This is a genomic window from Micromonospora sp. WMMD729 (genome assembly GCF_049315225.1).
GTDB lineage: Bacteria > Actinomycetota > Actinomycetes > Mycobacteriales > Micromonosporaceae > Micromonospora.
The window spans coordinates 5652222-5676211 of the sequence record NZ_CP186059.1; the positions used below are offsets into that span (position 1 = coordinate 5652222).

Sequence of the window (23990 nt, forward strand, 5' to 3'; positions counted from 1 at the left end):
TTGCCGGCGCAGAAAGTGCAAGATCGCGGGGAGTGGGGGTCAGAGCTTCTTGGGCTGGGCGGGCTTCTTGGTGCCGTACAGCCACGCGTCGAAGAGGGCGTCGAGCTGCTTGCCGGAGATCCGCTCGGCGAGGGCCACGAACTCGGCGGTGGTGGCGGTGCCGTTGCGCTTCTCCGCCGCCCACGCCTTGACGATCTCGAAGAACGCCTTGTCGCCGACGGCCACCCGCAACGCGTGCAGGGTCATCCCGCCGCGCTGGTAGACCGACTCGCTGAACAGGTCCTTCACACCCGGCTTGCCCGGCGGGGTCTTCCACACCGTGGCAGGCACCCGCTGGTACCGGATGTCGAACGCCTGCTTGGCGGTGTACTCCTTGGTGTGCTCCGCCCAGAGCCACTCCGCGTACGTCGCGAAGCCCTCGTTCAGCCAGATGTCCTCCCACCTGGCCAGCGCCACGCTGTCGCCGAACCACTGGTGGGCCAGCTCGTGGGCGACCACCTCGGTGTTCTCGCCCCGCTTGAAGAAACCGGCCGAGTAGACCGGGCGGCTCTGCGTCTCCAGCGCGTACCCGATCCGGCTGTCCGAGACCACCACCCCGCCGTACGCGTCGAACGGGTACGGCCCGAAGACGGTCTCCAGGTAGTCGGCCACCTTGACGGTCTGCGCGATCGACGCGTCGGAGGCGCCCTTGGCCACCTTTGTGGTGACCGCGCTGTAGACCGGCTTCCCCTTGTGCTGGCCCGTGGTGATCCGGAACTTGCCGATCACCACGTTGCTCAGGTAGCTGGCCATCGGCGACTTCTCCGACCACTTCCAGGTGGTCCAGCCGTCCGCGGTGGTGCTGCCGCCCGGCACCCCGTTGCTGACGGCGGTCAGCCCCTGCGGGACGGTGATCTCGAAGTCGTACGCGGCCTTGTCCGACGGGTGGTCGTTGACCGGGAACCAGGTGCTCGCCGACTCGGGCTGGCCCAGCGCGATCGCGCCGTCGGCGGTGTGCAGGAACCCGCCCTCGCCGAGCAGCTCGTTCTTCAGCGGCTTCGGCACCCCCTCGTACGCGATCTCCACCACGAACCCGTTGCCGGTGATGAGGCCGGCCGCCGGCGTGATCACCAGCTCGTTCTTGTTCCGGGTGTGGGTGGCCGGCGCGGCGTCCACGGTGACCGTCTTGACGGTCAGGCCGGCCAGGTCGAGGTTGAAGGACGACAGGTCCGCCGTCGCGGTGGCCTGCACGGTGGTCGTACCGGTCAGCCGGTCCTTCGCCGGGTCGTACCGCACCTTGACGGTGTACTTCCCGACGTCGTACCCGCCGTTGCCGTAGCTGGGGAAGTACGTGTCGCCGACGCCGGCGGCGCCGGCCGTGAAGGCCCGCGACGGGGTCGGGGACGCGCTCGGCGACGGTGCCGCCGCCTCCGGTGTGGACGAGTCGCACCCGGACACCACAAGCGCCCCGGTCACCAGTAGACCGACGCCCGCCCGCAGTCTGTGCCGCGTACCCCGCATCACGAAACCTCCCCGTACGCCCCGTGCGGATGGCATGGCCACCTCGCGCGACCGGCGCTCCTGCCCGATCGCAGGCGGCAGCCTATCGACCGATGATCACGGCGTCGTCACGGCAGGTTCGGGGCGGCTCCGCCGACCAGCCAGGCGTCGAGCAGGGGCCGCAACGGTCGGCCGGCCACCCGTTCGGCCAGCGCCACGAAGTCGGCGGTGGTGGCGTTCGCGGTGGCACGCTCGGACGTCCAGGTGCGCAGGATGCGGAAGAAGGTGTCGTCGCCGACCGTCCGGCGCAGCGCGTGCACGGCGAGCGCGCCGCGTTTGTAGACGGCGGTGCCGAACATCTCCTCCCGGCCCGGCTCGACCGACGGCTGTGACCAGTCGGTCGACGCGTACTGCAGCTCGAAGTTGCGCTGCGCGGTCCGGCCGCCGTCGTGCTCCTCCCACAGCCACTCGGCGTAGCTGGCGAAGCCCTCGTTGAGCCAGATGTCGCTCCACCGGCGCAGGGACACGCTGTCGCCGAACCACTGGTGGGCCAGCTCGTGCGCCACCACGCCCGGGTTGGGGCGGTCCCCGGTGAAGAAGGCGGGCCCGTAGACCGGTCGGGACTGCGTCTCCAACGCGTACCCGATCCGCTCGTCGGCGACCACGATCCCGCCGTACGAGTCGAAGGGGTACGGGCCGAAACGGCTGGCCAGGAAGTCGACGATCTCGCCGGTGCGAGCCACCGAACCGGCCGCGCCACCGGTCTCCGGCAGGCTCGCGGCGACCGCGGTGACGATCGGCCGTCCGGCGTGGGTGCCGGTGACCACCCGGTAGTTCCCGATCACCAGGGTGCTCAGGTAGCTGGCCATCGGGGTGCGCTCGGACCAGCGCCAGGTCGCCCAGCCGTCGGCGCTGCTGCGCGGGCCGGGCACCCCGTTGCTCAGCGCGGACAGTCCGTCCGGGACGGTCACCGCGATGTCGTAGCCGGCCTTGTCGGACGGGTGGTCGTTGACCGGGAACCAGGTGGCCGCCGAGTCGGGTTGGCCGAGCGCGATGGCCCCGTCGGCGGTGTGCAGGAAACCGCCGCTGCCCAACGCGCCGTCGTCGACGGGGGTGGGCACGCCCGCGTAGTCGACGGTCACCGTGAACGACCGGCCGCGGGCGAGCCCGTCGTGCGGGGTGATGACCAGTTCACCGTCGTCGCGGCGGTGCCCGGCGCGCCGGTCGGCGACGGTGACCTCGTCGACGGTGAGGCCGACCAGGTCCAGGTTGAACCGGGACAGGTCCTGGGTGGCGGTCGCCGTGATGGTGGCCCGACCGGTGAGCCGGTCGGTCTTCGGGTCGTAGCGGACGTCCAGCCCGTAGTGCGTGACGTCGTAGCCGCCGTTGCCGCGCCCCGGCACGTACGGGTCACCGGCGTCCGCCGCACCGGGCCGGAAGCCGTCGTCGTCGCCCGTGCAGCCGGCCGTGGCCAGCGCTACGGCGCAGCTCAGTGCCGCCACCGCGGCGGTCAGCCGATGGCGGTACGGTCTCCGTCCGCTCCGGACCATGCACGACTCCCCCGTTGCCGACTCCCGGTCACGAGCGTAGCCAGCGACGTCGGGCCGGACGCCGGTATTGACGATCATCAGTAACTTTCGTTGATACAAGCAAAAGTTCGAGAGAATCGATGCTTTCTTTCGGCTTCGACCGACGTTAGTGTCTGACCCCAAGATGTAACGCGTTCGGAACATCACCGTCCCTGGCCTCGCCGGGAATGCCGAACAGGCGCTCGGCGGCGCCCGCGATCCGACCCCTCGTCGCACCTCTGCTGATCGTCACCGACGGCAACCGCCGTCGCGAAAGGTGGAACGATGCCAGAAAACACCGCCCCCCACGCCTCCCCCGCCGGCCGGCTCAGCCGCCGCTCCCTGCTCGCCGCCTCGGCCGGCGCCGCCGCCGCGCTCGGCGCCGCCGGCCTGCCGGTCCTCGCCACCGGAACCCCCGCGCTCGCCCACCCGAAGGACAAGGGCAGGAGCAAGCTGCGGGTCGAACCGCTGATCCCGGCGAAGAACCGCGGCATCATCCTCTACAGCGTCCGGGACCGGATCACCGCCGCGCCCGACGACAGCGGCGTGCCGTACGGCTTCGAGCGCGTCCTCGCCCGTCTCGCCGAGATCGGTTACAAGGAGATCGAGTTCGCCGGCTACACCCAGAGCACGGAGATCCTCGGCCGGCAGATCACCCCCCGCGAGATCCGCAAGATTCTCGATGACAACGGCCTCGTCGCCAACGGCACGCACGCCTCGATCCAGGCGGCCACCTTCCAGCAGCAGCTGGACATCGCCGAGGAACTTGGCATGAAGAACATCGGCACCGGAAGCGACCCGACCAACAGCGCGTACCGGGCCGACTGGGACGCCGCCGCCGACACCTGGAACGAACTCGGCCGGCAGGCGCACGCCCGCGGCATGCGGCTCTACACGCACAACCATGACGTCGCGTACAGCTTCCTGCTCGACTCCGGGCCGCTGGACGCGCAGGGCCGGCCCACCCGCTCGTCGGGCATCCGGCGGCTGGAGTACTTCTTCGGCCGGACCGATCCCCGGTACGTCTTCTTCGAGTTCGACATCTACTGGGGTTACGTGGCCCGGTACAAGCACCAGAGGTACGTCGACCCGACCGGTCGGGAGCAGACCGACCTGTTCGACCCGATCCTCAACGTGGCGGACCGGACCAACCGGTTCCCGCTCTTCCACGCCAAGGACGGCGACCGGGACACCAGCGTGCCCAACGGCCACCAGATGGTCCCGCTCGGCGAGGGCGACATCAACTTCCAGCAGTTCTTCCAGACCATCGGCGAGCGGGACTTCCACCACGCCAACTGGGAGATGGACACCGCCCCCGGCGGCACCACGAACCGGGGCCAGTCACTGGACTTCGCGGCGCTCAGCTACCGCAACATGTCCGACCTGACCATCTACCTGAAGAAGTAGCGCGAAGGCCGGCCCGCGACGTCGCGGGCCGGCCTTTCTCGCGTACGGGATGAGCGTCAGCGGTCGAGGACCAGACCGACCTTCTGGAACTCCTTGAGGTCGCGGTAGCCGCACTTGGCCATCGCCCGGCGCAGCCCGCCGAACAGGTTGAGCTGGCCGTCCGCCTCGTCCGCCGGACCGAAGAGCAACTGCTCCATCGAGCCGAGCGGCTCACCGGACACCTCGAAGGCACCCCGGGGCAGCGACGGGTGGCTGGCCGCCGAGTGCCACCACGCGCCACCGGCCGGCGCCTCGTCGCAGAGCGACAGCGGCTCGCCGAGCATCACCGCGTCCGCGCCGCAGCCGAGGGCCTTCGCGATGTCACCGGAGGTCTGGATGTCGCCGTCGGCGATCAGGTGCACGTACCGGCCACCGGTCTCGTCGAGGTAGTCCCGGCGGGCCGCGGCAGCGTCCGCGATGGCGGTGGCCATCGGCACCCGGATGCCCAGCACCGACTCGGTCGTCGACCACTCGTCGCCGCCGATGCCCACGATGACGCCGGCCGCGCCGGTCCGCATCAGGTGCAGCGCCGTCTTGTAGTCGGTGCAGCCGCCCACGATCACCGGCAGGTCGAGGTCGGCGATGAACTCCTTGAGGTTCAGCGGCTCGTCGGTCGTCGACACGTGCTCGGCCGAGACGATGGTGCCCTGGATGACCAGGATGTCCACCCCGGCGTCCAGGATCACCGGCGCCAGCGCGAGCGTGTGCTGCGGGGAGACCCGCACCGCCACCGTGCCGCCGCCGGCACGCAGCTCGCGCACCCGCTCGGCGATCAGGTCGGGACGGATCGGCTCCGCGTACACCTCCTGGAGCCGCTTGGTGGCACGGGCGTCCTCGTCGAGGCCGGCCAGCTCGTCCAGCACCTTCGTCGGGTTCTCGTAGCGGGTCCACAGCCCTTCGACGTTGAGCACGCCGAGACCGCCGAGCTGGCCGAGCCGGACCGCCGACGACGGGCTCATCGTGGCGTCCGAGGGGTGCCCGACGCAGGGGATGCCGAACGGGTACGCGTCGAGCTGCCACGCGGTCGAGACGTCGTCGACGTCCCGGGTCCGGCGGCTCGGCACGATGGCGATGTCGTCCAGGTGGTAGCCGCGCTGCGCGGTCTTGCCCAGCCCGATCTCGACCACGTCACGCATGGGGGACTCCAGATTGTTGGGGGATGGTCAGCGGGAGTGGTAGTTCGGCGCCTCGACGGTCATCTGGATGTCGTGCGGGTGGCTCTCCTTGAGCCCGGCCGCGGTGATCCGGATCAGCTGGCCACGCCGGTGCAGCTCGGGGATGCTCTCCGCGCCGACGTACCCCATGGCGGCCCGCAGTCCGCCGATGAGCTGGTGGGCGACCGCGGACAGCGGGCCCCGGTAGGGCACCTGGCCCTCGACGCCCTCGGGGACCAACTTGTCCTCGGCGAGCACGTCCTGCTGGAAGTACCGGTCCTTGGAGTACGACTTGGCCTGCCCCCGGGACTGCATCGCGCCGAGCGAGCCCATCCCGCGGTACGCCTTGTACTGCTTGCCGTTGATGAAGATCAGCTCGCCGGGGCTCTCCTCGCAGCCGGCCAGCAGGCTGCCGAGCATCACGGTGTCGGCGCCGGCGACCAGGGCCTTGGCGATGTCGCCCGAGTACTGGATGCCACCGTCGCCGATCACCGGCACGCCGGCCGGGCGGGCGGCCCGGGCCGCTTCCATGATCGCGGTGATCTGCGGGACGCCGACACCGGCGACGATCCGGGTCGTGCAGATCGCGCCCGGGCCGACACCCACCTTGATGCCGTCGGCACCGGCGTCGACCAGCGCCTTCGCACCGGCGTACGTGGCCACGTTGCCGCCCACGATGTCGATCGTGACGTCCTTCTTGAGCCGGCGGACCATGTCCAGCACGGCCCGCTGGTGCCCGTGCGCCGTGTCCACGATCAGCACGTCGACGCCCGCGTCGACGAGCGTGCGGGCCCGCTTGTACGCGTCCTCGCCGACCCCGACGGCGGCGGCCACCCGCAGCCGGCCCGCGTCGTCCTTGGTGGCGTTCGGGTACTGCTCGCTCTTGGTGAAGTCCTTCACGGTGATCAGCCCGCGCAGCCGGCCGGAGTCGTCCACGATCGGCAGCTTCTCGACCTTGTGCCGGCGCAGCAGCGTGAGCGCCTCGTCCTTGCTCACCCCGACCTGGGCGGTGACCAGCGGGGTCCGGGTCATGATCTCGCGGACCGGGGTGTCCGGCTCGGAGACGAAGCGCATGTCGCGGTTGGTGACGATGCCGACCAGCTGGCCGTTGCCGTCCACCACCGGGACGCCCGAGATGCGGTACCGCCCGCACAGCTCGTCCACCTCGCGCAGCGTGTCGTCCGGGCTGGCGGTCACCGGGTTGGTGATCATGCCGGACTCGGAGCGCTTCACCAGGTCGACCTGGAGCGCCTGGTCCTCGAGGGAGAGGTTGCGGTGCAGCACGCCGATGCCACCCTGGCGGGCCATGGCGATCGCCATCCGCGCCTCGGTGACCGTGTCCATGGCGCTGGACAGCAGCGGAACGGTCAGTTCGACGTTGCGGGTGAGCTTCGTCCGGGTGTTGACCCGGCTGGGCACGACGTCCGACTCGCCCGGCTGGAGCAGCACGTCATCGAAGGTGAGGCCGAGCGGAACGACCCGGGCCGAGCCCGCGGGCAGCTCGGGCAGGTGGCCGCCCAGGTCGGCGTGCTCGCCGCCGGCCGGAAGATCAGTGCTGGGCGAATTTTCCACGATTGCTCCCCTGAGCTGCTCGAATGGGCTTCAGCGAGGTGGCGCGGGCGGGCACCGGAACACGCCACGGTGCCGGCACGTCGTCCCATCGTACCCAGTGACCTGCGCGAGCTGGATCGGCGGCGGCTGCCTCGGCGCGGTGCCCGGGGGCGGACGGCCGCGCCGCGTTGGGTCTACGGTGAGGGGGTGCACGACGAGCCCATCGACCCGTTCAACGGCGACCCGGCCGACCCGACCGCCGGGCTGGACGATCCGGGCGACGACGCGACGTCGGATCCGCTGACCGACGTCGAGCGGCAGGACGTGCTGGAGGACCTCGCCGACCTGGAGATCTACCAGGCCCTGCTGGCCCCCATCGGGGTGCGCGGGCTGGTCATCGAGTGCGAGGACTGCCGGGAACCGCACTACTTCGACTGGGACCTGCTACGGGGCAACCTGCGGCACCTGCTCAACTCGGGGCGGCCCCGGGTGCACGAGCCGGCGTACGACCCGGATCCGGACCACTATGTGACCTGGGACTACGCCCGTGGCTACGCCGACGGGGTGCACGACACCCTGACCGAGGGCACCGAGGACGAACCGGGCACCGCCACCGCCGACTGACGTCGCGCCGTCCGGGGCGCCTCCGGACCGCTCGCTCAAGATCGTGCAGGAACAGGGAAGTAGTGGCCTCGCCGCGCGGGGAGACCACTACTTCCGGGTTCGAGCACGATCAAGGGCGGGGTGCGGCTCGGGCGTTCAGGAGACCAGGCCGGCTCGGAAGCCGGCGGCGACCGCGTGGGCGCGGTCCCGGGCACCGAGCTTGCGGAACAGCCGGCGCGCGTGTGTCTTGACGGTGTCCTCCGAGACGAACAGTTCCCGGCCGATCTCCGCGTTGCTCTTGCCCTCGGCCATGCCCAGCAGCACCTGGAGTTCCCGTTCGGTGAGCCCGATCGAGGACCGGCCGGCACGGGTACCCGAACCGGGCCGGACGGTGTCGGACTGCCCGGTGGCGGTCCCGTCGGTCGCCGACTCGACCTCGTCGTCGCCCCGCTGCACCGGTACCGATGCCACGCCCGCCGGGCCGTCGCCGGTCGCGGCGGTCCAGCCGGGCTCGGTGGCGCCGCGTACCGACGGCGCGGAGCGGCCCGAGCCGCCGACCGCCGCCGCGTCCCGCGCCGGGTCGGTGACCCGCTGCCGGGAGGCCCGGCCGGGCGCGGTCAGCAGGAGCAGCGCCTTGGCGACCGCGCTGGTGAGGTCGTGGTCGGCGTTCTGGATCAACCCACGCGCGCCGGCGCTGATGGTGGCGGCCGCCGCCTCGGACTCCTCGGCGCCGAGCAGCACGACCGCGGCCTGCGGCGCGCGGGCCAGCACCCGGCGGACGAAGCCCGCGCTGTCCGGCCGTGTCAGGGCCGTGTCGGCCAGAACCACGTCGGCCGGTCGTTCGGCGAGTCGCAGCATCACCTCGGGGTCGGAGACGGCGGTACGAACGATCGCGGACAAACCCAGCCGTGCGGCAGCAGAAGTGAGGTGCTGAGCCGCGAGCGGTGTCCGAACGCACACAAGAACGGTACGCACTGTGATGGTCTCCTCTCCGCACACGAGCAGACCATGACGGCGTCGGCTGGGGAGGAGGTTCCCGGCAATCATCTGAACTTTTCCGACAGATGGGGCAAAAGCCGCAAGTTGCCAGGCGTTTTGGATCACAGACGTGTGAGCCGGCAACGACCCGGGTACCGGGGGGTCCAGGCCGGGAACGGTGCGCCTGCGCGGCCCGCCGCCCGGAAGCCGGCCACAAGCATTCTCGCGGTGCCGCGCGGGAGGAGGGGTGCTGATGTCGAACGTACGTAGACTGCCCGGACCCATCGTCGACCTCTGGGACTGGCAGCGGCTCGGTGCCTGCCGAGGCCGGGACAGCGCGCAGTTCTTCCACCCGGACGGAGAGCGCGGGTCGTCGCGGCTGCGGCGGGAGTCCCAGGCCAAGTCGGTCTGCCGCGCCTGCCCGGTCCGCGCCGAGTGCGCCGCGCACGCGCTGTCGGTCCGCGAGCCGTACGGCGTGTGGGGCGGCTTCAGCGAGTCGGAGCGGCTGCGCCTGCTCGCCGTCGGCTGGGAGGACCTGGCGGACCGCCGGCAGATCCGGGTCGACGTGGCCCGTCTGGAGGCCCGCCTGGGCCGCCCGCACAAGTCGACGGTCCCGGCCCAGCGCAACGTGGCCTGACCCGACACACCACCCCGACATCACGAACCGCGCTCCCGCCCAGCGGGAGCGCGGTTCAGCCGTACCCACCCACCCCCGGTCCGACCCCACCCCACCTCGGTGATCATGAAGTTATTGCCACGCGCACGGCGTGTCGCGGGCAATAACTTCATGATCACCGGGGCTGAGCCGGGGGGTGGGCGGGGTGGGTGGGGTGGTTAGCGGACGTTCACCGGGACCGTGTGGTAGCCGGTGGCGCCGTCCGGGGCGACGCTCTGGGTGCGCTCGGTCTGGGTCTCGCCGGTCGCGTCCGTCGCCCGGACCTGGAGCCGGTGCTCGCCCGGCGTGGCGTCCCAGCGCCAGGACCACTGGACCCAGGTGTCCACCGACACCGTCGGGGCCACCTCCGCCTCCTGCCAGGGGCCGTCGTCGACGCGTACCTCGACCCGGCTGATCCCCCGGTGCTGCGCCCAGGCCACGCCGGCCACCGTCACCGGACCCACGGTCAGCCGGTTGCGCCGCCGTGGCGCGTCGATCCGCGACTGGGTCTTGATCGGCCCCTGGGCGGACCACCCGCGCGGCACCCAGTACGCGTCGAAGTCGGCGAAGCGGGTCAGTTCCAGCTCGGTCAGCCACTTGCAGGCCGACACGTAGCCGTAGAGACCGGGCACCACCATCCGGACCGGGAAGCCGTGCTGGACCGGCAGCGGCTCACCGTTCATGCCGATCGCCAGCAGCGCGTCCCGCCCGTCGCGTAGCGCGGCGGTGGGGGTGCCACAGGTCCAGCCGTCGACCGACCGGCCGACGACCTGGTCGGCGTCCTCGTCCGGCTGGACCTCGTCCAGCAGTTCCCGCAGCGGTACGCCGAGCCAGCGCGCGTTGCCGATCAGGTCCCCGCCGACCTCGTTGGAGACACAGGCCAGCGTGACGTACCGCTCGACCAACGGTCGGGCCAGGAGATCCGCGTAGCTGTAGGTGCGCTCGGTGCCCACCCGGCCGTGGATGCGCAGCCGCCAGGTGTCCGGGTTCACCTGCGGCACCACCAGGGCGGTGTCGATCCGGTAGAACCCGGAGTTCGGGGTGACGTACGGCGCGAGCTGGGCCAGGGACAGGTCCGCGCCCGCCGGCACGGCCGGTGCGGGTACGGCCGGCGCGGGCAGCCGGATCGCGTCCCGGGCGGCCGAGACGCCCCGCCGGCCGGCCAGCCAACGCCCGCCGAGACCGGCCACGGCCGCCGTACCGAGCAGCACTCCGGTGCCGGTGAGGAACCGCCGGCGCGACTCCGGGTCGACCCCCTCGACCGGCGCGGCCGGTGTCACCGGGACCGGCGGCCCGGCCGGCGACACCGGCGACCCGACCGGTCCGGCCGAGGAGCGATCAGCACCGGCCGGCGAGCCACCAGGCCCGGCCGGCGAGCCAGGAGCGGCCGGCGACAGCGGCGCGGGTGAGTCCCAGGGCCAGGGGTCCAGCTCGAACGGGCCGGCGATGAACAGCCAGAGCACCAGGGCGCCGAGCGCGCCGCCGACCAGCGACGGCAGCGCGTCGAAGACGTCCGCGCCAGGGCGGGTCAGAGCGGCGGCCACACCGACCACGCCGAACGCCGCGATACCGGCCTGGCCCACGGCCAGCCAGCGGACCGCCAGCATGCCGAGCAGGGCGGCGAACCCGGCCAGCAGCAGGGCCGTTCCGGTCAACAGGGCAATCTTGTCGGCGGTCCCGAAAACGTCGATGGCGAACTGCTTGAGCGGCTCGGGAACGGCGTCCACGACCACCCCACCGACCGCGACCAACGGTGCCGACCGGGGTCCGGTCAGCACCGCCACCGGCTCCGCGCTGCCGATCGCGACGGCGGCGGCGGTGACTCCGGCCAACGCGGCGTACCGCCGTGACGTGGTGCTCATCGGCCCAGTGTGCGCGATCATCTCGGCCGGTCGCCAACGACGTCAGCGGTTGGTAATGATCGCCCAGACGAAACCGGGGCACACCGCCGTACGGCGGTGTGCCCCTTGAACGGTGTCGCTACCGGGTCAGAAACCCGGGCCGTGCTGGTGGCCGTGGCCGTGGCCGTGCCCACCACCGGCGGCGGCCGGCTCGGGCTGCTCCGGCTTGTCCACCACGAGGCTCTCCGTGGTGAGCAGCAGGCCGGCGATCGACGCGGCGTTGGTGACGGCGTTGCGGGTCACCTTCACCGGGTCGATGATGCCGGACTTGACCAGGTCGCCGTACTCGCCGGTGGCCGCGTCGAGACCGCTGCCCCACGACATGCCGGCGACCTTCTGGGTCACCACGTAGCCGTCGTGGCCGGCGTTCTGCGCGATCCAGCGCAGCGGCTCGACCAGCGCCTTGCGCACGATCGAGACGCCGACCTTCTCGTCGCCGGTGAAGCCCAGGTCGTCGTCGAGCACCGGGAGGATCTGCACCAGGGCGGCGCCGCCGCCGGGCACGGTGCCCTCCTCGACCGCGGCCTTGGTCGCCGCGATGGCGTCCTCGATGCGGTGCTTGCGCTCCTTCATCTCGACCTCGGTCGCCGCACCCGCCTTGATCACGGCGATGCCGCCGGAGAGCTTCGCCAGCCGCTCGGCCAGCTTCTCCCGGTCCCAGTCGGAGTCGGAGGCCTCGATCTCCTTGCGGATCTGGGCAACCCGGTCGTCGACCTCGGCCTTCTGGCCGCCGCCGTCGACGATCGTGGTGTTCTCCTTGTCGACCACGACGCGCCGGGCGGTGCCGAGCACCTCCAGGCCGACCTGGTCGAGCTTGTAGCCCAGCTCCGGCGCGACCAGCTCGGCGCCGGTGGAGATCGCGATGTCCTGGAGCATGGCCTTGCGCCGGTCACCGAAGCCCGGGGCCTTGACCGCGCAGACCTTGAGGGTCTTGCGCAGCGAGTTGACCACCAGGGTGGAGAGCGCCTGACCGTCCACGTCCTCGGCGATGATCAGCAGGGGCTTGCTGTTCTGCAGGACCTTCTCCAGCAGCGGCAGCAGCTCCTCGATCGCCGAGATCTTCTGGGTGGTGACCAGGATGTACGCGTCCTCCAGGACGGACTCCTGGCTCTCCAGGTCGGTGACGAAGTTCGGCGAGATGAAGCCCTTGTCGAACTGGAGACCCTCGGTCACCTCCAGCTCGGTGGTGAGCATCGAGCCCTCCTCGACGGTGATGACACCGTCGCGGCCGACCCGCTCCATCGCCTCGGCGATCAGCTCGCCGATGGTGGCGTCCTGCGCGGAGATCGTCGCCACGTTCGCGATCGACTCCTTGCCGGCGACCTCGACGGCCCGGCCGAGCAGCGCCTCGGAGACCTTGGCGGCCGCCGCGTCGATGCCCCGCTTGAGGCCGGCCGGGTTGGTTCCGGCGGTCACGTTGCGCAGGCCCTCGCGGACCATCGCCTGCGCCAGCACGGTCGCGGTGGTGGTCCCGTCGCCGGCGACGTCGTTGGTCTTGGTCGCCACCTCCTTGACCAGCTGCGCGCCGAGGTTCTCGTAGGGGTTGGTGAGCTCGATCTCCTTCGCGATGGTCACGCCATCGTTGGTGATCGTCGGCGCACCGAACTTCTTGTCCAGGACGACGTTGCGCCCGCGCGGCCCGAGGGTGACCTTGACCGCGTCAGCGAGGGCGTTGACACCGTGCTCCAGCAGGTGTCGGGCGTCGTCCGAGAAGCTGAGGATCTTCGCCATGAATGTCCCTTCGAAGCGCCGCTGCCCCGGCCCGGCGAGCCGGACCGGGGCAGCGACACTGATCGGTTGCTTACTTCTCGATGACCGCGAGGACGTCGCGGGCGGAGAGCACCAGGTACTCCTCGCCGGCGTACTTGACCTCGGTGCCGCCGTACTTCGAGTAGAGGACGGTGTCGCCGACCTGCACGTCAACCGGGACCCGGTTGCCGTTGTCGTCGACGCGCCCCGGACCGACAGCGAGGACGGTGCCCTCCTGCGGCTTCTCCTTGGCGGTGTCGGGGATCACGATGCCCGACGCCGTGGTGGTCTCAGCCTCGTTCGCCTGGACCACGATGCGGTCCTCGAGCGGCTTGATCGCAACCTTGGTCGCGGTAGTCACGGGCATACCCTCCTGGGGTACTGGTTTCGTTGCCGGCCAGCGGGGCTGACCAGCGTCAATCTGCCTCATGCCACCGGGCGGGGCCGTCGTCGCGGGTGCCGGTCCGCCTGGCGTGCGCACCCGGGTCGCGAGACCCGGAAGCTGGCACCCTCAGGGTGAGAGTGCTAATCGCAGGTTATTCCGTGGCTAGCACTCCGTCAAGGAGAGTGCCAGCGCGTCGCGCCCCGCCAGCGGGATTTTCCCCTCGGCCGGGAGAATGGGCCGGTGGATCTCGATCAGTTGGCGGCACTGCGTACCCCCGAGGGGTCGGCCGCCCTCACCGCGGCCGCCGAGCTGGCCGGCGGCGATCCACTGGCCGCGGCGTCGGCGCTACGCGCGGCCGGGGTGCCCCCGACGCTGGCGGCGGCGGCCCTCACCCAGGCCGAGCTGCGGCACCGGGCGGTGGGCAAGTTCGGCCCGGCCGCCGCCGGGATGTTCCTCACCCGACCCGGCCTGGAACAGGCGACCCGCCGGGTGGTCGCCGACCGGCGGGCCGCCCGGCTGCGCGCGGCCGGCGTGCGCACCCTGGCCGATCTCGGGTGCGGCCTCGGCGCGGACGCGCTGGCCGCCGCCCGTGCCGGCATCCGGGTGTACGGGGTGGAGGCCGACCCGGTGACCGCGGCGATGGCCGCCGCCAACGCGGCCGCCGCCGGGCTGGCCGACCTGTTCACGGTCGAGTGCGGCGACGCGACCGCGTTCGACGTCTCCCGGGTGGACGCCGTCTTCTGCGACCCGGCCCGGCGGGCCACCGGCACCGGCCGACGGATCTTCGACCCGCGTGCCTACTCGCCGCCCTGGGACTTCGTGACCGGCCTGGCCGAGCGGGTGCCGCGCACGGTGGTGAAGGTGGCCCCGGGCCTGGACCACGCGCTCATCCCGGCCGGCGCGGAGGCGGAGTGGGTCTCCGTGGACGGCGACCTGGTCGAGGCCGCGCTCTGGTGCGGCGAGCTGGCCGAGGTGCCCCGCCGCGCCAGCGTGTACCGGCCGGAGATCCACCAGCTCACCGGCTCGGGGGACACCGAGGCGCCGGTCGGGCCCCCGCGCCGCTACCTGTACGACCCGGACCCGGCGGTGGTCCGCGCGCACCTCGTCGCCGAGCTGGCCACGGAGCTGGATGCCACCCTGGCCGACCCGAGCATCGCGTACCTCTACGCCGACCACCCGACCCGCACCCCGTACGCGCGCTGCCTGGAGATCACCGACGTGCTGCCGTTCTCGCTCAAGCGCCTGCGGGCGTTGCTGCGCGAGCGTCGGGTGGGCCGGGTGGAGATCCTCAAGCGGGGTTCGGCGTTGACGCCGGAGCAGTTGCGGCGGGACCTACGCCTGGCCGGGGACCAGGCGGCGAGCCTGGTGCTGACCCGGGTGGCCGGAGCGCCGACCGTGCTGATCGGCCGGCCCGTGGTCTAGGTTCGGGGGCGTGGCGGGACAGGGCACTCCGGCAACGGCACTACTGGTCAAGCGCGGGATCGCGCACCGTACCCACCCGTACCGGGTCGCACCGGACGCGCCGAACTACGGCGCCCTGGTGGCGGCGGCGCTCGGCGTGGCGCCGGAGCGGGTCTTCAAATCGCTGGTGACCGAGGTGGATGGCGTCCTCACCGTGGCGGTCGTACCGGTGACCGGCGAGCTGGACCTGAAGGCGCTCGCGGCGGCGGTCGGCGGCAAGCGGGCGGCGCTCGCCGAGCGGACGGTCGCCGAGCGGGCCACCGGCTACGTGCGGGGTGGGATCAGCCCGCTCGGGCAGCGTCGACGGCTGCCCACCGTGCTCGACGACTCCGCGCTGGACCTGCCCACGATCTACGTCTCCGCCGGTCGGCGCGGGCTGCAACTCGAACTGACGGCAGCGGACCTGGTGGCGCTCACCGAGGCCCGTACCGCGCCGTTGCAGGCCCGCTGACCTGTCGTTACATCGCCCTTTTCGTGGGATGTTCGGCTAGTAACAGTTGCGTTGCTGAATTGTTATCGCTTCCAACAAACTTGGGACCTGCGCGGTCTTGTGGTGCTGGTGTGACGCGGAATACGTTGCCGGACACAACAAAACAACACCTCCCCCACCTCCGAAAGGACCCTGCACATGCGTAAGGGGATCCTCACCATCGCCGCCGTGGGCCTGCTCGCGACCGGCGGTTTGACCGCGTGCGGCGACGACGACTCCGGCTCCGGCAGCTCCGCCAAGACCCCGAAGATCGGCGTGATCCTCCCGGACAGCAAGTCGTCCGTCCGCTGGGAGACCGCGGACCGTCGCTTCCTGGATGAGGCGTTCAAGGCCGCCGGCGTCCAGTCCGTCATCCAGAACGCCCAGAACGACAAGACCGCCTTCCAGACCATCGCGGACCAGATGATCACCAGCGGCGTCACCGTTCTGATGATCGTCAACCTGGACTCCGGCACTGGCAAGGCCGTGCTCGACAAGGCCAAGTCGCAGGGCGTCGCGACCATCGACTACGACCGGCTCACCCTGGGCGGCTCCGCCCAGTACTACGTCAGCTTCGACAACGAGGTCGTCGGCAAGCTCCAGGGTGAGGGCCTGTCGAAGTGCCTGACCGAGAAGGGCGCCAAGAACCCGGTCGTGTCGTACCTGAACGGCTCCCCCACCGACAACAACGCCACCTTGTTCAAGGCCGGCTACGACTCGGTGCTCAAGCCGAAGTTCGACTCCAAGGAGTACGTCAAGGGCCCCGAGGACGCCGTACCGGCGTGGGACAACGCCCAGGCCGCGACGATCTTCGAGCAGCAGCTCACCAAGGCCAACGGCAAGATCGACGGTGTGCTCGCCGCGAACGACGGCCTCGGCAACGCCGCCATCTCGATCCTCAAGAAGAACAAGCTCAACGGCAAGGTGCCGGTGACCGGCCAGGACGCCAGCACCGAGGGCCTGCAGAACATCCTCGCCGGTGACCAGTGCATGACCGTCTACAAGGCCGTCCGCGAAGAGGCGAAGGCCGCGTCCGACCTGGCCATCGCGCTCGCCAAGGGCGAGCGGAAGGACACCGGCCAGACGGTCAAGGACCCGGAGGGCAACCGCGACGTCCCGTCGGTGCTGCTCACCCCGAAGGCCATCTACAAGGACAACGTCAAGGACGTCATCGCCGACGGCTACGTGACCAAGGAAGAGGTCTGCACCGCGGCGTACGCGAAGGCCTGCGCCGACGCCGGCATCAGCTGACCGACGCCGCAGTACCCGCCGGGACGACCACCGCCGCCCGGCACGGGAGCACCCCTCCCGTGCCGGGCGGCGCCCGCCGGACGGGCCCCGACCCTCCCTTAAGAAGGAGACCCCCGTGTCCGCGACCCCCCTGCTGGAGCTCCGCGGGATCGACAAGAGCTTCGGTCCCGTCCAGGTGCTCCGCGACGTCGCCCTGACCGTCCACCCGGGTGAAGTGACCGCGCTGGTCGGCGACAACGGCGCCGGCAAGTCGACCCTGGTGAAGTGCATCAGCGGCATCCACCCCACCGACGCCGGCGAATTCCTGTTCAACGGCGAGCCGGTGCACATCGGCAGCCCCCGCGACGCCGCCGCCCTCGGCATCGAGGTCGTCTACCAGGACCTGGCGCTCTGCGACAACCTGGACATCGTGCAGAACATGTTCCTCGGCCGGGAGAAGCGCAGCGGGATCGTGCTGGACGAGCCGACCATGGAACAGCTCGCCGCCGAGACGCTGGCCGGGCTCTCCGTCCGTACCGTCACCTCGCTGCGCCAACACGTGTCCAGCCTCTCCGGTGGTCAACGCCAGACGGTGGCCATCGCCAAGGCCGTGCTGTGGAACAGCAAGCTGGTCATCCTGGACGAGCCGACCGCCGCGCTCGGTGTGGCGCAGACCGCCCAGGTGCTCGAACTCGTCCGCCGCCTCGCCGACAACGGCCTGGCCGTGGTGCTCATCTCGCACAACATGAACGACGTCTTCGCCGTCGCCGACCGGATCGCCGCGCTGTACCTCGGCCAGATGGTCGCCCAGGTGAAGACCACCGACATCACCCACGCCCAGATCGTCGAGCTGATCACCGCCGGGCGTTCGGGTGCACTCGGTCTCGCCACCGAGCCGGGCAGCAACGGCGACGGCCCGCAGCCGGCCGAATCGATTCCAGGAGGCGACCGATGACCACCACCGCCGTGCGCAAGGACGGCCCGGCGGCCGTCACACCGCCGCCGACCGTCGGCGGGCACGCCCGCAACTACCTGAGTCGGGTACGCGGTGGCGACGTCGGCGCGTTGCCGGCCGTACTCGGCCTCATCGTGCTCTGCACCGTATTCGCGGTCATGCGGCCCTCGTCGTTCCTGTCGGCGGGCAACTTCGCCAACCTCTTCACCCAGGGCGCGGCGGTCACGTTGATCGCCATGGGCCTGGTCTTCGTGCTGCTGCTCGGCGAGATCGACCTCTCCGCCGGCTTCGCAAGCGGCGTCTGCGCGGCGGTGCTGGCCAACGTGGTCACCGTGCTCGGCTACCCCTGGTGGGTCGCCGTGCTCGCCGCGATCGCCACCGGCCTGGTCATCGGCACCAGCCTCGGCATGCTCGTCGCGAAGGTCGGCATTCCGTCCTTCGTGGTCACCCTCGCCGGCTTCCTCGCCTTCCAGGGCATCGTGCTGCTGCTGGTGAAGGAGGGCACCAACATCTCCGTCCGCGACAACACACTTGTCGCCATCGCCAACCGCAACCTCAGCCCGGCCCTGGGCTGGGCGCTGACCATCCTCGCGGTCGTCGGCTACGCGGCGGTGCAACTACTGCGGCACCGCAACCGGGTGGCCCGCGGCCTGATCAGCGACCCGATCGCCGTGGTGGCGCTGCGGATCGCCGGGCTCGCCGTCATCCTCGGCACGGCGGTGTACGTGCTCAACCTGGAGCGCAGCCGCAACGTCCTGATCAGCTCGCTCAAGGGCGTGCCGATCGTGGTGCCGATCATCGCGGTGCTGCTGGTCATCTGGACGTTCGTCCTGCAACGCACCAGCTACGGCCGGCACATCTACGCCGTGGGCGGCAACCGGGAAGCGGCCCGCCGGGCCGGCATCGGCGTAGACCGGATCCGGATCTCGGTGTTCATGATCTGCTCGTCGATGGCCGCCGTCGGGGGCATCGTGGCCGCCAGCCGGGCCAACTCGGTCGACCCGAACACGGGGGGCAGTAACGTACTGCTCTACGCCGTGGGCGCGGCCGTCATCGGTGGCACCAGCCTCTTCGGCGGCAAGGGCCGAGTCCTGGACGCCGTACTCGGCGGCGCGGTGGTCGCGGTCATCGAGAACGGAATGGGCCTGATGGGGTACAGCGCGGGAGTCAAGTACGTGGTCACCGGCGTCGTGCTCCTGCTCGCCGCGAGCGTCGACGCGCTCTCCCGCCGTCGCGCGGCAGCCACCGGCACCCGCTGACCGCGCGGGAGGTAGCACCAGCATGCGCCCGGCACCCAGCCAGGAGGAGGTCCGCCGGCAGAACCTCGGGGCCCTGCTGCGGTACGTGCACGTCCACGGGGCGACCACCCGCGCCGAACTCACCACGGCCCTGGGGTTGAACCGGAGCACGATCGGCGCGCTCACCGCCGACCTGGCCGGCGTCGGGCTGGTCAGCGAGGGAACGCCGAAGGAGACCGGCCGGGCCGGACGACCGTCAATCGTCGTCCGGCCCGAGTCGGCCCGGGTGTACGCGTACGCGTACTCCGTCGAGGTGGACCGGCTGCGGGCCGCGCGGGTCGGTCTGGGCGGCGCGGTGCTGGACCGCCGGGAGCTGGACCGCCCACGCGGCCTGCTCGCCGCGGAGGCCGCGCCGTTGCTGGCCGGTGCGGTCAAGGAGATGCAGCAGGCGGTCCCGGGCGGCGCGATCTGCGTCGGCACCGGCGTCGCGGTCTGCGGCATGGTCCGCCGGGAGGACGGCCTGGTGCGGCTCGGCCCCACCACCGGCTGGGTGGACGAGCCGATCGGCGCGGCGCTCGGAGCCGAGCTGGGCCTGGACGTGCCGGTCACGGTCGGCAACGTGGCCGACGTGGCGGCCTTCGCCGAACACACCAGGGGCGTCGCGGCCGGCTGCGACAACGTCATCTACCTGTACGGCGACGTCGGCGTCGGCGCGGGCATCATCGCGGGCGGGCGTCGACTCACCGGACACGGCGGGTACAGCGGCGAGGTCGGACACATGAAGGTGGTCCGCGACGGCATGCCCTGCGAGTGCGGCGCCCGGGGCTGCTGGGAGACCGAGATCGGCGAACACGGCCTGCTGCGCGCGGCCGGACGCTCCGACGCACGGGGACGCGACGCCCTGCTGGCCGTCTTCGACGCCGCCGACCGAGGGGACGCCCGCGCCCAGACGGCGGTACGGCAGGCGGGTGACTGGCTCGGCTTCGGGGTCGCCAACCTGGTGAACGTCTTCAACCCCGAGATGGTCATCTTCGGCGGCACCATGCGCGACCTCTACCTCGCGGCGGCGGCCCAGATCCGCAGCCGGCTCAACTCCAACGCCCTCGGCGCGTGTCTGGAGCACGTCCGGCTGCGCACCCCGCAACTCGGTGCGGACGCGCCCCTGATCGGGGCCGCCGAGCTGGCCTTCGAACGACTGCTCGCCGACCCCCTCGACGTGGGCTGATCCGCGTACGCTGTCCGGCGTGGACGTCGAGCTGCGCGCCTCCGACGACGACCGTCACCGGGTGGTCGCCGAGCTGCACCGGCACACCACCGCGGGCCGCCTCACCCTGGACGAGTTCTCCGAGCGGGTCGGCGCGGTGTGGACCTCCCGCACCCTCGGCGATCTCGCCGCACTGACCCGGGACCTGCCGGCCCTGCCCGATCCCACGGCCGCGGCCAGGGCTGACGACGGGATCGGGCACGGTCGCCGGGAGTTGCTGGTCCTCTTCGCCGTCGCCGCGCTCACCCTGCTGCTGCTCGGCGGCTTTCTCGCCGTCACGCGCTGACCCGCGTCCGCTATTGGGCGCGGCGCCGGTGAACTGATCGGACGATCAGTCCGTACCAGTGGGCGGACGGGCGGCCGGCAGAAGTGCGGCTGCCCGGTCCAGACGCGTTTCGGTCCGGACCGAGGAGGCACCGCAGACATGGCACCGCTCAGAACCGTCCGTCGCCGGCCGGGACGCCGGATGCACCGCGCGGCGATGTTGCTCATCGCGATCATCGCGGGGGTCGGTGTCCTGCCGGGCGTGGCCATCGCCGCCCCCGCCGGCGGGCGACAGCTCAACGCCGCCGACATGACACTGCTCAACGGCGTGCGGTTGGCCGGGCTGTGGGAGATGCCGGCCGGCCAGATGGCCGCCGAGAAGGGACAGTCGGCAAAGGTACGGGAGATCGGCGCCGGCATCGCCGGCGAGCACCAGCGGCTCGACGAACTCGTCGTGGAAGCGGCCAACAAGCTGGGCGCGACCATTCCTTCCGAGCCGACGGCCCAACAGAAGGGCTGGCTGCAGGAGATGAAGGACGCCTCCGGCGCCCGGTTCGACCAGATTTTCGTAACCCGTCTCCGGGTCGCCCACGGCAGCATTCTCCCGGTGATCAGCGCGGTACGGGCCAGCACCCGGGACGCCACCGTCCGCAAGCTCTGCGAGGACGCCACCGACTTCGTGACGCATCACATGCAGATGCTGGAGTCCACCGGACTGGTCCGGTGGCCCGAGCTGCCGCCGGCCGCGCTGCCCGCCCCCGGCAAGGACGGCCTGCTCGCCGCCGCCGGGGCGAACGCGGGACCGCAGGTCGGGGTGAGCAGCACCGTCGTCTGGTTGGTCTTCCTCGCCGCCCTCGGTACCGGCGGGATCGCCACCTACCGGATGCTGCGCCGTAGCTGACCGACCGGCGAGGTGGCCCGGAGTCAGCGGTCGACCTGGGTGAAGTCCCAGGAGTGCGGGGCGCGGGCCACCAGCAGGGCGGGCGGGTCGGGCAGCGGTCGGGGGTTGCTGCGCCACTTGGAGATGACCACGACCCGATGGTCGGTGGACGAGAAGACCTCGCTGGACACGTGCAGCGGGTCGTGCTCCAACTCGGGCAGGGCGGTGTCGCACACCCAGGTGATCAGGTCGGCGACACCGTACGCCTCCGCACGCGCCTCCCACATCCGCACGATCATCTCCGGCGTCCCCGTCACACGCTGACCGTGGTCAGCGGCAGCGCCGAGTCGGCCGGCAGGTCCAGCCGGCTCGGCGCGACCCCGGCGGCGACCAGGTGCGATCCGAGCGCGGCCACCATCGCCCCGTTGTCGGTGCAGAGCTTCGGCCTCGGCACCCGGACCCGGATGCCGTACTTCTCGGCCCGCTCCTCGGCCAACGCCCGCAGCCGGGAGTTGGCTGCCACTCCCCCACCGATCACCAGCGTCTCGATCCCCTGCGCCCGGCAGGCGGCGATCGCCTTGTTGGTCAGCACGTCACAGACCGCCTCCTGGAAGGACGCGGCCACGTCGGCGACCGGCACCGCCTCGCCGGCGCGCTGCCGTGCCTCCACCCAACGGGCCACCGCCGTCTTCAGCCCGGAGAACGAGAAGTCGTACCGGTGGGCGGCCAGGTCCTTCGCGGCGGTGAGGCCGCGCGGGAAGGCGATCGAGGCCGCGTCACCCGAGCGGGCCTCCCGGTCGATCGGCGGACCGCCCGGGAACGGCAACCCGAGCAGCCGGGCGACCTTGTCGAACGCCTCACCGGCCGCGTCGTCGATGGTGGCGCCGAGCGGGGTGACGCCCCGGGCCAGGTCGTCGACCAGCAGCAGGGACGAGTGCCCGCCGGAGACCAGCAAGGCGATGGCCGGCTCGGGGAGCGGACCGTGTTCCAGGGTGTCCACCGCCACGTGCGCGGCGAGGTGGTTGACGCCGTACACCGGCTTCTCCGCGGCGAGGGCGTACCCCTTGGCGGCGGCGACGCCGACGAGCAGCGCGCCGGCCAGACCGGGCCCGGAGGTGACCGCGATGGCGTCGATGTCGGCGAGGGTGACGCCGGCGTCGGTCAGCGCTCGCTGCATGGTCGGCACGATGGCCTCCAGGTGGGCCCGGCTGGCCACCTCCGGCACCACGCCCCCGAAACGGGCGTGCTCCTCGACGCTGGACGCGAGCGCGTCGGCCAGCAGGGTGTGCCCGCGTACGATGCCGACGCCGGTCTCGTCGCACGAGGTCTCGATGCCCAGGATCAGCGGTTCATCAGCCATGGTCGTGTGGTCCGTCCCCGGTCGGCTCGGCGTCGCGCCGCATGACCAGCGCGTCGGTGTTGCTCGGTTGGTAGTAGCCGCGACGCACCCCGATCGGCTCGAACCCGTACGTCGCGTAGAGACGCTGGGCGGCAGCGTTGTCCACGGCCACCTCCAGCAGGGTGCTGCGGGCGCCCCGACGGTTCGCCTCGGCGAGCAGTTCCTCCAGCAGGACGCGGCCGATGCCACGCCGCTGGACGTCCCGCCGGACGGCGATGACCTGCACCCACACCTCGTCGGGTGGGGCGCCGGCGAGCCCGGCGTAGCCCAGCACCGCCCCGTCGGTGTCGACGGCGACCCGGTAGTGGTGCCCGTTGGCCAACTCGTTCCAGAACATGGCCGGCGACCACTGCCCGGCGCCGAACAGGTCCGCCTCGAGCGGCATCGCCTCTTCGACGTGCCACCAGCGGAACCGTTCCAGCCGGACCGATGTCACGGGAGGACCGGTTTGCGACCGGTGGCCGCCACGGCGTCGGGACGGCGCAAATAGAGTGGAGTGAGTCGCTCGCCGGGCGCGCCGGCCCGGATCCGCTCGGCGGCCAGCAGCGCCAGCACGCTCGCCTCCGGGTAGCGCGGCTCGACCCGCACCGGCAGGTCCAGAGCTTCGGCGTACCGGTGCGCGCCGTCGCCGACCGCGACCATCGCACCCAGCTCCCGGGCGCGGGCGGCGGCCACCGCCGGCGCGGACACCTCGGGGCCGACGATCCGCTGGCCGGCGCCGTCGTAGACGGCCCAGTACAGCTCCTTGCGGCGGGCGTCGCTGGCCGCCAGCACCGGCTCGCCGGCGGCCGCCGGGTAGCCGATGGCGTCCAGGGAACAGACACCGTACGTGGGTACGCCGAGCACCTGCCCCATGGTGGCGGCGGTGACCAGGCCGACCCGCAGGCCGGTGAACGGCCCTGGGCCGAGCCCGGCGACGATCGCGCCCAGGTCACGCGGGCGCGCGTCGGCGTCGGCGAGGACCGCGTCGACCTGCGGCGCGAGCAGTTCACCGTGCGCGCGGGCATCGACGGTGCACCGGTGCGCCCGGGACGTCACGCCGTCCGCCGAGATCTCCACCAACGCCGCGGTCACCGCGGGGGTCGAGCTGTCCACCACGAGTACGAGCACGGTTAGCCAGCCTAGCGGCCCCGCCGCCGCCCCCGGTCACGCCCCGCCCCGTGACGGCATGCTGTGCCGGCGGACCGCCGCTGAGCACACCCTCGACCGGCACCGCACGCCGCCCGACGGCACCGCACGCCGCCCGACGGCGGCGGGCGACGGGCCACGGGCCACGGGCCACGGGCCACGGGCGGGACCCTTCGTGCCACCCGGCCCGGCACGCTGGCGACCAGCGGCGAGGCGACCAGCGGCGAGGCGAC

Annotated in this window: 23 protein-coding genes; 11 read left to right on the forward strand and 12 right to left on the reverse strand. The window is 71.8% G+C overall.

What is annotated here, in order from left to right:
• Positions 1–39: 39 nt before the first annotated feature.
• Entirely contained in the window at positions 40–1500 is a 1461-nt protein-coding gene (locus tag ACN263_RS25885) for a M1 family metallopeptidase (RefSeq protein ID WP_422740829.1), read from the reverse strand.
• A 107-nt stretch (positions 1501–1607) separates the two neighbouring features.
• Entirely contained in the window at positions 1608–3029 is a 1422-nt protein-coding gene (locus ACN263_RS25890; RefSeq protein WP_422736899.1) for a M1 family metallopeptidase, read from the reverse strand.
• Between the two features lie 303 nt (positions 3030–3332).
• On the opposite strand from ACN263_RS25890, the gene ACN263_RS25895 reads away from it, so the two are divergent.
• On the forward strand, positions 3333–4454 hold the full coding sequence (locus ACN263_RS25895) for a sugar phosphate isomerase/epimerase family protein (RefSeq protein WP_422736900.1): 1122 nt from the start codon (positions 3333–3335) through the stop codon (positions 4452–4454).
• Between the two features lie 56 nt (positions 4455–4510).
• On the opposite strand, the gene ACN263_RS25900 is transcribed toward ACN263_RS25895, so the two are convergent.
• On the reverse strand, positions 4511–5629 hold the full coding sequence (locus ACN263_RS25900) for a GuaB3 family IMP dehydrogenase-related protein (protein ID WP_421473148.1): 1119 nt from the start codon (positions 5627–5629) through the stop codon (positions 4511–4513).
• Between the two features lie 27 nt (positions 5630–5656).
• Positions 5657–7219, reverse strand: coding sequence for an IMP dehydrogenase (gene guaB / locus ACN263_RS25905; RefSeq protein ID WP_422736901.1), 1563 nt, complete (start codon positions 7217–7219; stop codon positions 5657–5659).
• 186 nt (positions 7220–7405) lie between these two features.
• Here guaB and ACN263_RS25910 point away from each other — a divergent pair, with 186 nt between their 5' ends.
• A complete protein-coding gene (locus ACN263_RS25910) occupies positions 7406–7822 on the forward strand; it encodes a DUF5319 domain-containing protein (RefSeq protein ID WP_422736902.1) in 417 nt (138 codons plus the stop codon).
• A gap of 135 nt (positions 7823–7957) precedes the next feature.
• On the opposite strand, the gene ACN263_RS25915 is transcribed toward ACN263_RS25910, so the two are convergent.
• Entirely contained in the window at positions 7958–8776 is an 819-nt protein-coding gene (locus ACN263_RS25915; protein WP_422736903.1) for a response regulator transcription factor, read from the reverse strand.
• Between the two features lie 256 nt (positions 8777–9032).
• Between ACN263_RS25915 and ACN263_RS25920 the strand changes: the two genes are divergently transcribed.
• Positions 9033–9416 (forward strand): WhiB family transcriptional regulator, encoded by a 384-nt coding sequence (locus tag ACN263_RS25920; RefSeq protein WP_355050692.1) that lies wholly within the window; start codon positions 9033–9035, stop codon positions 9414–9416.
• A 197-nt stretch (positions 9417–9613) separates the two neighbouring features.
• Here ACN263_RS25920 and ACN263_RS25925 read toward each other — a convergent pair whose 3' ends face one another.
• From ACN263_RS25925 to groES, 3 genes are all read right to left on the reverse strand, one after another.
• Positions 9614–11296, reverse strand: a complete 1683-nt coding sequence (locus tag ACN263_RS25925; RefSeq protein WP_422736904.1) for a molybdopterin-dependent oxidoreductase — start codon at positions 11294–11296, stop codon at positions 9614–9616.
• 126 nt (positions 11297–11422) lie between these two features.
• Positions 11423–13066 (reverse strand): chaperonin GroEL, encoded by a 1644-nt coding sequence (gene groL, locus ACN263_RS25930; RefSeq protein WP_422736905.1) that lies wholly within the window; start codon positions 13064–13066, stop codon positions 11423–11425.
• Between the two features lie 70 nt (positions 13067–13136).
• Entirely contained in the window at positions 13137–13451 is a 315-nt protein-coding gene (gene groES / locus ACN263_RS25935; protein WP_030330046.1) for a co-chaperone GroES, read from the reverse strand.
• A 258-nt stretch (positions 13452–13709) separates the two neighbouring features.
• On the opposite strand from groES, the gene ACN263_RS25940 reads away from it, so the two are divergent.
• From ACN263_RS25940 to ACN263_RS25975, 8 genes are all read left to right on the forward strand, one after another.
• Positions 13710–14891 carry a THUMP-like domain-containing protein gene (locus tag ACN263_RS25940; RefSeq protein WP_422736906.1) on the forward strand — a complete coding sequence of 394 codons (1182 nt, stop codon included), beginning with the start codon at positions 13710–13712 and terminating at the stop codon, positions 14889–14891.
• Positions 14892–14901: 10 nt separating this feature from the next.
• Positions 14902–15381: a Cys-tRNA(Pro) deacylase gene (gene ybaK, locus ACN263_RS25945; RefSeq protein ID WP_422736907.1), complete on the forward strand. Its 480-nt coding sequence runs from the start codon at positions 14902–14904 to the stop codon at positions 15379–15381.
• 177 nt (positions 15382–15558) lie between these two features.
• Positions 15559–16650 carry a sugar ABC transporter substrate-binding protein gene (locus ACN263_RS25950; protein WP_422736908.1) on the forward strand — a complete coding sequence of 364 codons (1092 nt, stop codon included), beginning with the start codon at positions 15559–15561 and terminating at the stop codon, positions 16648–16650.
• A 115-nt stretch (positions 16651–16765) separates the two neighbouring features.
• Entirely contained in the window at positions 16766–17584 is an 819-nt protein-coding gene (locus ACN263_RS25955) for an ATP-binding cassette domain-containing protein (protein ID WP_422736909.1), read from the forward strand.
• Positions 17581–18843 (forward strand): sugar ABC transporter permease, encoded by a 1263-nt coding sequence (locus ACN263_RS25960; RefSeq protein ID WP_422736910.1) that lies wholly within the window; start codon positions 17581–17583, stop codon positions 18841–18843. Before ACN263_RS25955 ends, ACN263_RS25960 begins: the two co-directional genes overlap by 4 nt.
• A 22-nt stretch (positions 18844–18865) precedes the next feature.
• Entirely contained in the window at positions 18866–20047 is a 1182-nt protein-coding gene (locus ACN263_RS25965; protein ID WP_422736911.1) for an ROK family protein, read from the forward strand.
• Positions 20048–20066: 19 nt separating this feature from the next.
• Positions 20067–20372 (forward strand): DUF1707 SHOCT-like domain-containing protein, encoded by a 306-nt coding sequence (locus ACN263_RS25970; protein WP_422736912.1) that lies wholly within the window; start codon positions 20067–20069, stop codon positions 20370–20372.
• Positions 20373–20510: 138 nt separating this feature from the next.
• On the forward strand, positions 20511–21251 hold the full coding sequence (locus ACN263_RS25975; RefSeq protein ID WP_422736913.1) for a DUF4142 domain-containing protein: 741 nt from the start codon (positions 20511–20513) through the stop codon (positions 21249–21251).
• Between the two features lie 23 nt (positions 21252–21274).
• Here ACN263_RS25975 and ACN263_RS25980 read toward each other — a convergent pair whose 3' ends face one another.
• Genes ACN263_RS25980 through tsaB form a run of 4 tightly spaced genes read right to left on the reverse strand, consistent with a single transcriptional unit; the run spans position 21275 to position 23739 of the window.
• Positions 21275–21529, reverse strand: a complete 255-nt coding sequence (locus ACN263_RS25980) for a hypothetical protein (protein WP_053660576.1) — start codon at positions 21527–21529, stop codon at positions 21275–21277.
• Positions 21530–21543: 14 nt separating this feature from the next.
• Positions 21544–22590: a tRNA (adenosine(37)-N6)-threonylcarbamoyltransferase complex transferase subunit TsaD gene (tsaD, locus tag ACN263_RS25985; RefSeq protein ID WP_422736914.1), complete on the reverse strand. Its 1047-nt coding sequence runs from the start codon at positions 22588–22590 to the stop codon at positions 21544–21546.
• Positions 22583–23065 (reverse strand): ribosomal protein S18-alanine N-acetyltransferase, encoded by a 483-nt coding sequence (gene rimI / locus ACN263_RS25990; RefSeq protein ID WP_422736915.1) that lies wholly within the window; start codon positions 23063–23065, stop codon positions 22583–22585. Before rimI ends, tsaD begins: the two co-directional genes overlap by 8 nt.
• Entirely contained in the window at positions 23062–23739 is a 678-nt protein-coding gene (gene tsaB, locus ACN263_RS25995) for a tRNA (adenosine(37)-N6)-threonylcarbamoyltransferase complex dimerization subunit type 1 TsaB (protein WP_422736916.1), read from the reverse strand. The genes rimI and tsaB overlap by 4 nt, the downstream gene beginning before the upstream one ends.
• Positions 23740–23990: the final 251 nt, after the last annotated feature.